Below are 13,995 nucleotides of genomic sequence, written 5' to 3'. Positions count from 1 at the left end.
CCGTCGGTCGACAATGCAGCGGATAGCCATCCCAGCACGAATTCATTAGGATTCGGGGGCCGAAACCATGGCCTCGATCGCGCTCTTTCCCCCCCACCCCAACGTATGAAACTTACCCGTAACTTTTGCATTATTGCCCACATCGACCATGGCAAATCGACCTTGGCCGATCGGTTGATCCAAGCTTGCGGTGGCATCACACAGCGTGAATTCCACGATCAAATGCTCGATTCGATGGATATCGAGCGGGAGCGAGGAATCACGATCAAGAGCAACACGGTCACGCTCAGCTATGCTGCGAAGGACGGCCAGACCTACCAGCTCAATCTGATCGATACACCCGGTCACGTTGACTTTTCACACGAAGTCCGCCGCTCGCTGATGGCGGCCGAAGGCGCGTTGATGGTCGTCGACGCCTCTCAGGGGGTCGAAGCACAAACGGTCGCGAACCTCTATCTGGCACTGGAGTACGATCTCGAATTGCTGCCAGTGATCAACAAAATCGACTTGCCTGCCGCAGACGTGGAACGGGTGCGTGAGGAAATCGATGCGGATTTGGGGCTGGATCCTTTCATTGCGATCCCCGTCTCCGCGAAAACGGGCCAAGGTATTGAGGACGTGCTTGAAGGTATTGTCTCTCATTTACCTCCCCCGCAGGGCGATCCAGACGCACCGCTGAAGGCTTTGATTTTTGACGCGTTTTTCGACAAGTATCGCGGCGTGATTCTGCAGTGCCGCATCGTCGACGGGACGCTCAAGCCCAAAGACACGATCCACTTCATGCACGCAGATCGTGATTTCGGCGTTGATGAGCTCGGCTACAATCAGTTCAAACTGGTCCCCAAGAAACAGCTCACCGCAGGTGAGGTCGGCTACATCGTCGCAGGTGTCAAAAGTGTTCAGGACATCGAGATCGGCGACACGATCACGCTGGCCGATCGCCCCACCGCCACCCCCATCCCCGGGTACCAACCGGCGCGGCAAGTCGTGTTCTCATCCGTCTATCCGATGAGCACTGATGAATACCAAGACCTTACCAAGGCACTCGAAAAACTTGCGATCAACGACGCCGCTCTGACGTACGAGAAAGACAGCTCCGCAGCACTCGGTTTCGGATTTCGCTGCGGTTTTCTGGGACTCCTGCATCTCGACGTGATCCAGGAGCGTCTGCAACGTGAATTTGACATCGGATTGGTGATCTCGGCTCCGTCGGTCAAGTACAAACTGCAGCTGAAAGATGGCTCAACGATCGATATCGACAACCCCAGCAATTGGCCTGATCCCTCGACAATCGATGCGGCGAGTGAGCCGTACATTCGGGCGCAGATTCTGACGCCCGAGGAGTATGTCGGCCCAGTGATGGAACTTTGCCGTGATCATCGCAGCGAGAGCCAAACGATGAATTATCTGTCGGCCGGGCGAGTTGAAGTGGTCAGCGAAATGCCTTTGGGTGAGGTGCTGTTCGATTTCTATGGCAAACTCAAAATGATCACTCGCGGCTACGGATCGTTTGACTACGTGCCGATCGAATACCGCAAAACAGATATCGTCAAGGTCGACATTCTCGTCAATCGGGAACCCGTCGACGCACTTGCCTATCTCGTGCACCGCGAAAAATCACGGGCGCGGGCACTACACTACTGCGAACAACTCGCCGAGGAGATCCCTCGTCACCAATTCAAAATTCCGATCCAAGGTGCCATTGGTGGCACCGTGATCGCTCGCTCGACAATCCAAGCGGTCCGCAAAGATGTGACCGCCAAATGCTACGGCGGCGACATCTCTCGCAAGAAAAAGTTGCTGGAGAAGCAAAAGAAGGGCAAAGCCAAGATGAAGCAATTCGGTAGTGTCACCATCCCACAGAAAGCGTTCATCTCGGTGTTGCGAGCGGAGAAGAAGTAGTCACCGTGATTGCGTGCCGACGGACGCCACCGCTTCGCTACTTCCATTCTCTGTGACTTTCCTGGCGTGCTCTGCGGCGCGGCGGCCGAGGTTGCCGTAGCGGTGATAGTCGTGGCTGATGGATTGCTCATTGAGATATCGCAGCGATTCAATGCGTGCATCGTGCAGCACCGGCTCATCAACAATCGTCACGAAGCGTTCTGCGCAGACCTTACGAATCGGACCGACCGGTAGCGGGCGCACGCATCGCAGACGGCTAACAAGTCCATGATTGATGCGGTCGACGAGCTGCTCGTCGCTTTCTTCCAGTGGCGAGATCAAACCGGGCAGCCAGTCAGCAAGCGACTCGAGCAACTCACGCTCTGGCTCAGGACTCTGAGGATCAATCGACAGTGTGAACTGGACCGAGACAGCCGTCGCAGACGTCACCGCGATCAATGCATCATCGCAGATGGGATGATTGGACTGAGGATCGTTCTGACCTACCCGAATCGTCAGCTCTGGCGCGGGGCGATAGCGGCGGATGTTATCTTGGCCGACGAGATGAAAAGTATCATGTTCCTTGCCGAAATCACTGTGCATGGCCCTGCGACCGCTGGCAGCGGTAGCCCGGACTTGTGATTTCTGAGCGTCGCTGAGACTCTTCGCGTGCGGGCTGTTTTCCAGCCAGTCCAACAAACGATCTAGGTGTGGATGCTCCTCCACCTGGGCGTCCTTAGCCCCGGATGACTTCGGCGCTGCGAGTGGTTGCCCATTGCTAATCCGGGAAAGGGCAAGCACGTAGTGCGGACCACCTGCTTTGAGCCCCGGTCCGTAGGCACTCAGCCCCACGCCTCCGAAGGGTTGTCGAAGCACGATCGCGCCAGTCGTGGGACGATTGATATACAAGTTGCCCGCGGGGATGGATTCTCGCCACATTTCGATTTCACGATCATCGAGTGACTCCAATCCGCTAGTCAATCCGTAACCGGTGGAACGTACGATTTCGATCGCTTCTTCGAGTCTGCCAAATCGCATCACGCTCAGCACGGGACCAAACAGTTCGGTGGTGTGCGAGAAACTGCCTGGTTTGACGTTCCATTTCACCCCTGGTCGATACAGTGTCGGATTGCCGTCAACGTGCTCGGGCATGACCAACCAATACTCGTCATCGTCGACCTCTCGCATCCCACGAGTCAGCTCGTCGTTGGGTGGCGAGACCAGTGGCGTGACAGCGGTGTGGAGATCCCATGCCGATCCCGCATGCAAGCTGCGCACCGCGTCGGCAAGAATCTTCTGAAACGTTTCGTCGTCAAAGAGTTCATTCTCTAACAGTAACAGCGAGGTGGCGCTGCACTTTTGCCCACTGTGGCCGAAGGCAGATTGGAGCGCATGTTTGATTGCCAGATCGCGGTCCGCCAAGGCCGTCACGATCGTTGCGTTCTTGCCTCCTGTTTCTGCTAGAAGATGCAAGTCTGGCCGGACCGTGAGCATGCGTTTGGCCGTTGCGGTCCCACCGGTGAGGATCACGGTATCGATATCCGGATTGACTACCAAGGCCTGCTCAGCGACTTCGTCGGCACAGGGAGCAAACTGCAACGCTTCGACAGGCACGCCAGCGTCCCAAAACGCTTGACAGACCAGCCATGCGGGCAACATGGTTTCGTTACACGGTTTGAGCACGACGCAGTTACCTGCCGCCAGTGCCGCAGCGACGCCGCCACACGCGATCGCCATAGGGAAATTCCACGGTGTAATCACCGCCACCACGCCGCGCTCCTGCACTTCGATTTCGGGTCGATTGGCCCAATCACGCATCGTGAGAGGATAAAACTCGCAAAAATCAATTGCTTCGCTCACCTCGGGGTCAGCCTGAGCGACCGTTTTGCCGGCATCGGCAACCATCGATCCAATCAGATCACCGCGCCGCTCTCTGAGCTTTTGCGCCACGCCACGGAGGATCTCGTGCCGCTGCTCCAGCGGTGTGTCCGCCCAGCCACGCCAGTCGACGACGTGCTTGATTGATTTCATGAGCGGCTCAAGCGCGGTCGGCTGGATTCGGCAAACCACTTTTTCCGGCCGAGACACATCGTAGGATTTCATGATCGGCAGCGTCTCGTCATTGCCGGATGTCGTCTCACCTGCGAGCACCGGCTGAATTTCAACGGCTCGCTTATTGCATCGTTTTTTCCAATCCTTGAGCAACTCGGCAATCCACCGCGAATTGACCGGGCTCGACCAATCGGTGTCGGGTTCGTTGACGAACTGCGTCCAGTGCGCGGCCGCCGGTGGTTGCTCGGGAGCTTGAGTGCGATCTTGCGGATTTCGTGGCACTGTCGAGACGCTATCGATGATCTCCAACGACTTGGTAAATCCAGCAGCAAGCCGCTGGAATGTCTCTGAACCGGGTTGCAGCGCGTAAGAGTGTCGCAAGAAGTTTTCCGGTCCCGTGTTCTCGTCCAATCGACGAATCAGATAGCAAATAGCATTCAGAAACTCAGTGCGCCGACAGGCCGGCGCGTAGAGCAACATCGGAACGTCGCGGGCCGTGATGGCACGACGCTGATGGTTGGCCATACCCTCAAGCATTTCGAATTGAACGTGCGATCCACAGCCCAGCGCGTCGGTCCAATTCATCGCCAGAGCGACGTCAAATAAATTATGCGACGCCACGCCCACGCGTGCATGGCCTGCGGCAGCCGCGTTCAAGAGGGCCCGCAGCATCTTTTTAAAGTTGGCGTCGGTATCGACCTTGGTTTCGTACGGCGCCATCGGCCATCCCGACGTGCTCGCGTGGACGCGTTCCATTTCCCAGTTCGCCCCTTTGACGAGCCGGATCGTCAAGGCGTTCCCCCCATTCTCGACGCGCTGTTTCGACCATGCGATCAAATCTTCCATCACCCCAAACGAGTCCGGAACATAGGCCTGCAGGGCGATGCCTGCAGCGGTCTGCTCGAGACCTCGGCGGTCGAGCGTCCGCTTAAGCACATCTGCGGTGAGATAGAGATCCTTGTACTCCTCCATATCCAGGTAAACGAACTTGGGTGGGGAGTGATGATTGGCATTGCGGTACAGCGAGTCGAGCCGATCAGCAACGACATCAATCGTGTGCTCGTAAGCGAGTGCTGAAACTTGACTGCACAGCGTCGTTAGTTTGACGCTTAGGCAATGCACATCGGGCAATCGCAGCAGCTGCACGTAGTTTTGCAAGCGTGCCCGAGCGTCGTCCTCGCCCAACAAGGCTTCACCTAGCAGGTTGACATTCATCGACACGCCAGTCTGCTGACGCTTCTGTAAGTGCTTCACCAGCAACTCAGGTTCAGCGGGCAGGATCACGTTGGCCGTTTCCTGCCGCATCTTTTCCTTGACCAGCGGCACCGCGACCCCGGGCAGATATTCGCCAAAGGACTGGAATCCTCGCAGCATCGCCTGCTCAACCGGATTGAAAAACCGCGGGATCCCTTGAATATCAAGCAAGAAGGTCAGCTGGTCGGCGACACGCGCAGGTGCATTGGTCCGAAAGGCTTGATCCGTCATCTCCACCAAAGTTGCCTTATCAGCGTCGTGACCGATCATCCGAGTCAATTCGGCCTGCTGGCGACGTTCCTGGGGCGTCTGCAATCCCTGGGCATCAGTGATTAATTGTTCAGCAAGTTTAATTGCGGCATCAGCGTCACCGGGGAGCTGGAATTCGTTAGAAGCGATTGTGTCACCGTAGGGCGAGAGTAGAGGCGGCTAAGTAATCGTGACGGCAATTACCGTTTTCGGCACAAACTTTGCTACAATTGTCGTGCCAAATGAGTGGAGCGGGACTTGCATCCCATTTTTTTCCTCGCAGGAGATTCTCAGATGAGTATACCGGCTATCGCGGCATCGGATTCAGGAGCACTATTAGGGTCGCTAGCAGCATCGGATGCTGCCAACGCAATTGACAAGGTGATTAACAAAGCTTCCGAACTCGTGCGGTCGGCGCAAGGTGCGATGTCAGAGACGGTGGAGGAGGAAACCGCTCACATGCGGCGCCGACTTTTTCGCACCCTCGATCATCCCGATCGCTGTATCATTGCCATCGACTGCGAAACGGTCGATGTTGACCGGATTCACGAGACGAGCGATCTTTTTTTGAATGACCCTGTCTTCCGGGAACATCACAATTTGGTTCTCGCCGTCCCCGAGCACCAATCTTTTGCTGACTCGCCGTCGTTCGATTGCGTCCAAACCATCAAACAGCGCGCGTTTGAATCCGGCGTGGATGGCAAGGTGAGCTGGTTACTCATCCAACAACGTGAGCCCGAATTGACCGCCTTGAAGAACCTGGTCGAACAGCAAGGTGGGAAGTGGTACACCGGCTGAGGCAACAATTTCCTCACGCTGAATCCGCTCGACAGCGATATCGTAAATTGATAGCGATATCGTAAATTGACAGCGGTATCGTAAATTGCACCGAGATATCGTAAAACGCATCGAGTCGCCGATAGCCACCGTCCTGCGACGGTGGCAGCGTTATGCTGCGAACCGAGTGTCTTGGTCCAATTACCCGCCGTCGTCAACATCGCCCGCCTCGACGTGAAACAACAAACAATCACTCTACGAGTTCGATACGACGAATGTGACCCCGGTGGGTTTGTTCATCATTCGAATTACCTGACCTATTTCGAAATCGGTCGTACGGAATTCTTCCGCTCCTCTGGCGGCCGGTATCGCGACATCGAAGCGGCGGGATGGTATGTGGTGGTCGCACGCGTGGACTGCCGCTACAAGCTACCGGCACGATACGACGACGAGATTCAGTTGACCACTCGAATCGTGGACGTGACGGCTGCCAAAATCGTTCACGAGTACGAAATCCATCGCGACAACACGCTGCTGGTCCAAGCCACCGTCACGCTCGCCGTGATTGACCGCGACGGTCGTTTGCAACGCGTCCCCGATGCATTGATTCAATAGCCATGTCGGTGGGTGCATGTTGGAGACGCGTTGCTACAATGACGTGCTCTGGATCGCAATTCATATTTCACACCTAGGTTTTAACGATGCATGCTCCGTCAGACTTCACGAATTCCCGCCGCGGTTTCTTAGCGTTTGCGTCGATGGCGGCCGGTGCATGTCTGAGCGGCCCTCGCGCTGAGGCAGACGAAAGCTCCAATACGAGTAGCTCGACTCCCTGGCTGAAGAAGACGCTCAAAGCCGGGATGATCGGCGTCAAAGGATCCTGGGAAGAGCGGTTCCAGGCCGCTCTGGATGCTGGGTTTGTGGGCGTCGAACCCAATACGGGCAATCTGGATGTGGCTGCACTTCGCGCCGCCGCTGAAAAGACAGGCTTGATCATTGACGGCACAGTGGGCGGCTACCACTGGTCGGTAACCCATACGAACCCCGATCCCCAAACACGTGAGAAAGCACAAGAACTGCTGCATCAGTCCTTAGAACAAACCGCTGCACTGGGGGCGAAAACGATGCTGCTGGTTCCCGGTCATGGGAAGGATGGAACCGCTGAAGAGGTTCGTTCACGTGCGTTTGACGCCATCTCCAAGGCCATCCCGCTGGCAGATAAACTCGGCGTTCATATCGTCATCGAGAACGTCTGGAATCACTTTCTTTACGACCATGGTGGCGACGAGAACCAGTCCGCTCAGCCGCTGGCCGATTTCATCGCCTCCTTCGGCACCGACACAGTTGGTGTTCAATTCGATTTAGGCAATCACTGGAAGTATGGCGATGTTGCCGAGTGGGTCGAGACACTTGGTAGCCATATTCAAAAACTGGATATCAAGGGTTTTTCACGTGCCACAGGCAGCTTTACCGACATCACCGAGGGAGACATTGACTGGGATTCAGTCCGTCAGGCACTCGTGAAAATCGGATTCCAAGGTTGGCTCGCTGCGGAAGTGGGCGGGGGTGACGAGCAAAAACTCGCCAAAATCGCCGGCCAAATGGAAACGGCTCTCCACTGCAGCAAAACATTCGCAGAAGTCTCCGCCGAGGTAAAGCAACCCGCGTGAGCGATCCTACCGAGCACGTCTCCGTCATGCCGGACGAAATCGTACACTGGATTGGCGAGACCCATCCACGCACGATCGTCGACGGCACTTATGGTGGCGGTGGCCACACCCATCTGCTTCTCGATGTGTTGCCGAAAGCAGAATGCTCCTCGCAGCAAGAGCATGGAGGTGTCTCCGGTCTGTCACCGCTGATTATCGGTATGGACCGCGACCCTGCGGTCATTGCTCGCGACGATGTTGCCGGCGGCCCAGGCAGCGATCCGCGGATTGAACTGTTTCTGGGCAGCTACGAAAAATCGCCTGCAGCGCTCGAGCATTGCGGGCGTTCCCACGCTGACGGTTTTGTGCTGGACCTCGGTTTATCGAGCGACCAACTCGCCGACCGTGCTCGAGGGTTCAGCTTCACGTTGGAAGAAGCGGAACTCGACCTGCGATTTGATCCCGAGTCCGATATACCAGCCTACGAGTGGCTGGCCTATCACAGCGAGCGACAGATCGCCGACGCGATCTATCAATTTGGCGAAGAGCGATACAGTCGTCGAATTGCGAAAATGATTATTTTGCGTGCCAAAGATCGGTCTCCCGTTCGCACCGTCGGAGACCTTGTCGAGATTTGCCGCCGGTGCGTGCCACGTGGCAAGAACCACGACATCCATCCGGCGACCCGGACGTTTCAGGCGCTGCGAATCGCTGTCAATGATGAACTCGGCATTCTGCAGCGGACACTCATGTCGGCCGCAGACTGGATCGCTCCGGGCGGCCGCGTGGCCGCGATCAGCTTTCACTCACTCGAGGACCGGATCGTCAAGAATGCGTTCCGCGATGACGAACGTTGGACCATTCTGACCAAAAAGCCGCTGCGGCCAACTGAGCAAGAGACTCGAGACAATCCCCGCAGCCGCAGTGCCAAATTACGCGTTGCTGAGCGAAAACCTGACTCGATAGTGAACGCTGCCCCATGATAGAACTCCGACCGCCCTGCGCATCCGCCCTGCACGCCCACGATCCTGAGGCCGGTCGGGATACCCATGGCTGACCGAACTGCTACCGCTGGCCGAGGACGCTCCGCATGGAATCCTCGTCGCTCAAATGTGTCACTCGCCAACCGCCGGGTGGATCGGGTAGATCAAACGATTTGACGTAGTCGCGTTGTTGTAGTTCCAACCACACGAGCGTCTCTTCGGCCAGGTTGCGGTGCACCGGCAGAAGGATGGAAAGCTGGATCGCGCGAGTGACCCTCTGCTTGGCCTGTTCAAAATCCTGACGGGCAGCCGCGGCAACCGCCGAGTTAATCCAGGCCGCGGTTTGAAAGGGATATCGTTCAAGGGTGGCTACCCAGATTTCTTCGGCGGCAGGCCAGTTGCCGAGTTTCGCTAGGGCGATGCCGCGACGCACATCGGCACTCCCTAGCGAGATGTACGAACATGCCAGGTCGACGTTCTGACGAACGACCGATTCACGCACCAAACCCAGGGTGTGCCGCGCCATCGCCTGATGCAACCGCTCAGTTGGATCGGGCACTGCCATCAGATCCGGATAACGCTGCTCGATCGTCGACTGGTCGATGGAAACTGGCGTCGCCCCCGTACCAGTATGGGAGTCGAGGCCGACCAGTCGCCACACGACACTCAAGCGTTCGTCGGAGTAGGGCTTGCCGGTAGCATGCATAATTTCCCCGCGAAGCAAATATCGCACGCCCGATCGTCGGGCGACTGCCGCAACCGCCAGATCGCTCGGTGCACGCTCCACATTCGAAACTAGCTCAATATTCGAAGGCGGCTGTAACTGATCGGGCAACAGTAGCGTGATCGGCGCACCTGCCAACGTTGAGCGGCTAGGCACATCTGCGCTCGTCTGTGCCACGAGTGCATCGCGGATCCCCTCTGCGGTGTCCACGGGGCCAGCAATCTCCATCAAGACGAGTTTTTCGCCGCCTACAGAACCGAGCTGAGGCGACTGCCACAGATGAACGGGGGCTACAGACCGGCATCCCAACAAGGGGGAGAGCAGTGCTAAAAAGATTGCTGCAGCGACTAGTCTCCCCATAACCTCACTCTGTTTTTCTCGACAGCCAAGTCGGAATTGAGAGGAGGAAAACATAGCGAGAACACACAAAAACGCTGGCAAGAGCTCAAATTCGGCAAATCAAGAAAAGTCCGACGGTAGTCAAACATTGGGCTTGCTGACAAGCTATCTTGTGTGCCTATCCGAAAAGAGTCTGCCACTTTTCGCTCATACCTGCCCAGATTCGCTAAACTCCCCAGGAACCACTCCGTCATGGCCTCGCTGTTCGTTATTCGAGGGCGCGACCAGGGTAAGCACTTCCCGCTCGCGGCACCGGTCCAACGGTTGGGTCGCGATTCGACCAACGATATCCAACTGCTTGACAACGAGGCATCTCGGGGCCATGCCGAGGTCCGCTGTGATTTTGCCACCGGCCGCTACGAGTTGATCGATCTGGGCAGCAGTAATGGCACACACGTCAACGGTGACAGGATCTCGCGGCAGGACCTCGTCAGCGGCGACCGGATTGAGATTGGGGGCACGCTATTAATTTTCACCGGCACCGGTAACGCTGCGGCGATGGGCGCCGCCCACGGTGTGGACATCGTCCGGCAGGTCCAAGGCGGCGATGCCAGTCGCATTGTATCGTCGTTCTCGCGTGACCGCTTCTCCCGCACCCCGGGAGCTTCCGGATCGACGTCCAGCGAATTAGCTGAGCGACACCCCAGTCGCCCCGAGTCCCCGCAGCAGGAGCCCGTCGCCACAGCGCCAGGACATTTCCTCGACACTGACCAGTCGCTCGAGGTGATGTACCTGACCGCCTTGGCCGTCGGCCGGACCGACGACCTCAATGAAGTTCTCGATCGCGTGCTGAAGCTAATCTTTGACTGGGTGGAAGCCGATCGCGGCTGTGTGATGCTGCGTGATCCCGAGACTAAACGCATGACCCCTGCTGCCCGTTGCGACCGCGATCACAGCGGGTCTGCGCCAACGAATCTGCAAACCCGGTCCAAGCCACCCGGCCGCATCACGATCAGTCACACGATTCTCGACTATGTCATGCAGCACAAAGAAGGGGTGCGGACGAGCGATGCGGTCGACGACGAACGATTTGAAAGTGCTGCGTCCATCGTGCAGGGCGGCGTTCGCGAAGCTCTGTGCGTGCCGCTCCAAGGACGCTATGACGTCGTCGGCGCGCTTTACGTCGATACTTACACGCCGCCAGGTGAATGGATCAAAAAGAAAGGGGCCACGCGCTTTCACGATGAGCACCTCAAGTTGATCACAGCGATCGGGCATCAAGCGGCATTGGCAATCGAGGACACCTTTTACTACTCAGCGCTCCTGCAGGGTGAACGCCTTGCCGCAATGGGCCAAACGATTGCGACGCTCTCCCATCACATCAAAAATATCCTGCAAGGCGTGCGAGGGGGCAGCTATCTAATCGAATCGGGATTAGCGAAAAACGAGACCGAGACCATCCGCCGGGGTTGGGCCATCGTTGACCGTAATCAAGAACGGATCAGCAACCTCGTACTCGATATGCTCACGTTCTCAAAAGAGCGAGAACCACAGCGAGTCGAAGCAGACCTGAATGACACCATTCGCGACGTGCTGGATTTGATGCAGGGTCGCGCTAACGATGCGGCGACCGAGTTACGTTTCCAATTGGACGAACACCTCCCGATGGCGAGTTTCGATCCCGACGCCATTCATCGAGCACTCTTGAACCTGATCACCAATGCGATTGACGCTGCTGCGTCAATCGTTCGCGTCGCCAGCCGCTTCGACCCCGCGATCGGCTGGATCATCGACGTCGAAGACGATGGCGATGGGGTCCCCGAAGATGAACGCGAGCAGATTTTTTCGCTCTTTGAATCGAAGAAAGGTGCTCGCGGTACCGGACTCGGGCTGCCCGTCACCGCCAAGATCATGCAGGAGCACGGAGGTAGCGTGGAAGTTTCCAACACCCCGCAAGGGGGAGCGTGCTTCCGGATGGTCCTGCCGAACGTTACCACCGATGTTAACGAGCAGAGCATCCACGACACGCAAACGTAGGATAGAACCTTTTCCCCGCCTGAGACCGATCCGTTTCCTGGGGTCTCGGTCATCAACTCAGCGGTTGGTGGGCTGCGTGCATTTTACAAGGAAAGGCGCCGACCGGCGTCCTCTGGCCGGCGCAAGGTTCGCACCGGCAAATCCGGTATCGCGATGCACCGCAAACGGTAGAATGGATGGCCCACCTCCAATCTCCCCACCGCCTGCCTCCCATCTCCCGCCTGAAATGCCCGCCCCATCTCTCCGCATATTGTCGCGTTTGTCTATCGTCGCAGCTGCCACCCTCGTCGCTGCGGCGGCGGCTCCTGGTCAGAGCACCGCACCACCGGCGTTATTCGGCCGCGATGCCTTAGGCCGGGCAATGCCGAGCCCGGCCGACGTGCGGCCGTTTCAAAGCGATAGATATGTTGGCATCTTCTATTTTGCCTGGATGCAAAATATCGCAGCCTATGACAACTCGCTGATCCTCCAGAACCACCCGGACGCAATGACGACCAATGCCTCACCACCATGGGGCAAGAAGAACGCCTTTCACTTTTGGGGCGAACCGCTGTTCGGCTACTACCGCAGCGACGATCCATGGATTCTTCGCCGGCACGCTGACCTGCTGTCCGATGCAGGCGTTGACTTTTTAGTGATCGACGCGACCAACGGACTGTTTTATGAAAATGTGATCACCGAGATGCTGCGGATCCTGGCAGATAAGCATGCTGCAGGTGAGCACACTCCGCAGCTAACGTTTATGGTCAACTCGCACGCTGAGCGGACGGCTCAGCGGATCTACGAAGCCTTTTACGAATCCGGAGAACACGCTGACTTTTTCTTCGCATGGAAGGGCAAGCCGTTGCTGATCTGTGATCCTGCGAAGGCGTCACAGGAGGTGGCTGAATTCTTCACGCTGCGAAAAGCCCACTGGCCATTCGAGCTCGTCAACACACATAACGCGTGGCATTGGGAAGCGATCTATCCCCAGGTGCACTCGTACGACCAAGACCCTACCCGTCCGGAGCAGGTCAGCGTATCGGTCGGCCAGAATCTCGATCAGAAAACGGGTCGGGTAGAGATGATGAGCACAGGTCGGGCGCGTGGCCGGAGCTTTCACCGGGGCTCCGTTGACCCGCGTCCCAATGCGTTTCAGTACGGACTGAATTTTGAGGAACAATGGCAGGGAGCACTCGAGCTCGATCCCGAGGTCACCTTCGTGACCGGCTGGAACGAATGGATTGCCATGCAGCTCAACACGGGAGCGTCCGGACCACCCGTCTTCTGCGACCAATTTGATCTCGAGGCCAGTCGAGATGTCGAGATGATGAAAGGCGGCTACGGCGATAATTACTACATGCAGCTTACTGCGAACATTCGTCGTTTCAAGGGCATGACACCCGAACGTGAAACCGGGCCCAGCGCGAATCGGCAAGGAAAAACAATCGAGATCGAGGGGCCGATGAGCCAGTGGGACGACGTTGAATCCGTCTACGTTGATCATCTCTGCGATACACTGCCTCGCGATTTTCCTGGCTGCGGCCAGCATCACTATCGCGTGACTTCCGGACGCAACGATTTTCATATCGCCAAGGTCACTGAGGACGCGGAAAACCTCTACTTTTACATGCGAACCCGCGAGCCAATCACAGATTCCCATGACCCCAATTGGATGTGGTTACTGCTCGACGTGGCTACACCGCGTGTTGAATCCAAAGCCACAGCCTCGCACTGGGAAGGATTCGAATTACTGATTCGCGGCGATACTGTGACATCATCGACTGGCGATTGGAATTGGCAGCCGGCTGGCAGCGCCCGCTTTCGTGTGGACGGCCACCATATGCACGTCGCGATTTCCAAGAGTGTTTTGAACCCTTATTTCGAGCACACCGAATCCGGTGCATCGATTGGCTTCAAATGGATCGACAACTCGCAATCGCCCGGCGACATCATGGACACGTACACCAACGGCGACGCGGCTCCGGGCGGCCGATTTCAGTACCGATATCAGTTGCGGTAGGCCGGGTTCAGTGCGAGGGATTATCGCCCGGCGACGATCCTTCGCCCG

General features: G+C 57.1%; 9 protein-coding genes. 7 read left to right on the top strand and 2 right to left on the bottom strand.

All coding sequences use genetic code 11. The features are described 5' to 3' along the window. Window positions 1–105 precede the first annotated feature (105 nt). Window positions 106–1,902 (top strand): translation elongation factor 4, encoded by a 1,797-nt coding sequence (lepA, locus tag Poly21_RS16025; RefSeq protein ID WP_146407930.1) that lies wholly within the window; start codon window positions 106–108, stop codon window positions 1,900–1,902. Here lepA and Poly21_RS16020 read toward each other — a convergent pair whose 3' ends face one another. Continuing rightward, on the bottom strand, window positions 1,903–5,586 hold the full coding sequence (locus tag Poly21_RS16020; RefSeq protein WP_146407929.1) for a bifunctional proline dehydrogenase/L-glutamate gamma-semialdehyde dehydrogenase: 3,684 nt from the start codon (window positions 5,584–5,586) through the stop codon (window positions 1,903–1,905). It lies immediately after the preceding gene. 144 nt (window positions 5,587–5,730) lie between these two features. Here Poly21_RS16020 and Poly21_RS16015 point away from each other — a divergent pair, with 144 nt between their 5' ends. The 4 genes from Poly21_RS16015 (at window position 5,731) to rsmH (ending at window position 8,845) form a co-directional block, all read left to right on the top strand. Further along, entirely contained in the window at window positions 5,731–6,234 is a 504-nt protein-coding gene (locus tag Poly21_RS16015; protein WP_146407928.1) for a hypothetical protein, read from the top strand. 171 nt (window positions 6,235–6,405) lie between these two features. Beyond that, on the top strand, window positions 6,406–6,828 hold the full coding sequence (locus Poly21_RS16010; protein ID WP_302119174.1) for an acyl-CoA thioesterase: 423 nt from the start codon (window positions 6,406–6,408) through the stop codon (window positions 6,826–6,828). Window positions 6,829–6,914: 86 nt separating this feature from the next. Next, window positions 6,915–7,883: a sugar phosphate isomerase/epimerase family protein gene (locus tag Poly21_RS16005; protein ID WP_146407927.1), complete on the top strand. Its 969-nt coding sequence runs from the start codon at window positions 6,915–6,917 to the stop codon at window positions 7,881–7,883. Next, window positions 7,880–8,845 carry a 16S rRNA (cytosine(1402)-N(4))-methyltransferase RsmH gene (gene rsmH / locus Poly21_RS16000; RefSeq protein ID WP_367302554.1) on the top strand — a complete coding sequence of 322 codons (966 nt, stop codon included), beginning with the start codon at window positions 7,880–7,882 and terminating at the stop codon, window positions 8,843–8,845. The genes Poly21_RS16005 and rsmH overlap by 4 nt, the downstream gene beginning before the upstream one ends. An 82-nt stretch (window positions 8,846–8,927) precedes the next feature. Here rsmH and Poly21_RS15995 read toward each other — a convergent pair whose 3' ends face one another. Next, window positions 8,928–9,983: a tetratricopeptide repeat protein gene (locus Poly21_RS15995; RefSeq protein ID WP_302119170.1), complete on the bottom strand. Its 1,056-nt coding sequence runs from the start codon at window positions 9,981–9,983 to the stop codon at window positions 8,928–8,930. Between the two features lie 177 nt (window positions 9,984–10,160). Between Poly21_RS15995 and Poly21_RS15990 the strand changes: the two genes are divergently transcribed. Then, the gene (locus Poly21_RS15990; RefSeq protein WP_146407926.1) at window positions 10,161–11,945 is read left to right on the top strand and encodes an ATP-binding protein; all 1,785 of its coding nucleotides are present in this window, start codon (window positions 10,161–10,163) and stop codon (window positions 11,943–11,945) included. Window positions 11,946–12,171: 226 nt separating this feature from the next. After that, window positions 12,172–13,947, top strand: a complete 1,776-nt coding sequence (locus tag Poly21_RS15985; RefSeq protein ID WP_302119168.1) for a glycoside hydrolase family 71/99 protein — start codon at window positions 12,172–12,174, stop codon at window positions 13,945–13,947. Window positions 13,948–13,995: the final 48 nt, after the last annotated feature.

This window comes from Allorhodopirellula heiligendammensis, assembly GCF_007860105.1.
Classification (GTDB): domain Bacteria; phylum Planctomycetota; class Planctomycetia; order Pirellulales; family Pirellulaceae; genus Rhodopirellula; species Rhodopirellula heiligendammensis.
The sequence above is the reverse complement of the archived record's forward strand: the minus strand, read 5'-3'. Positions and strand labels throughout refer to the sequence as shown.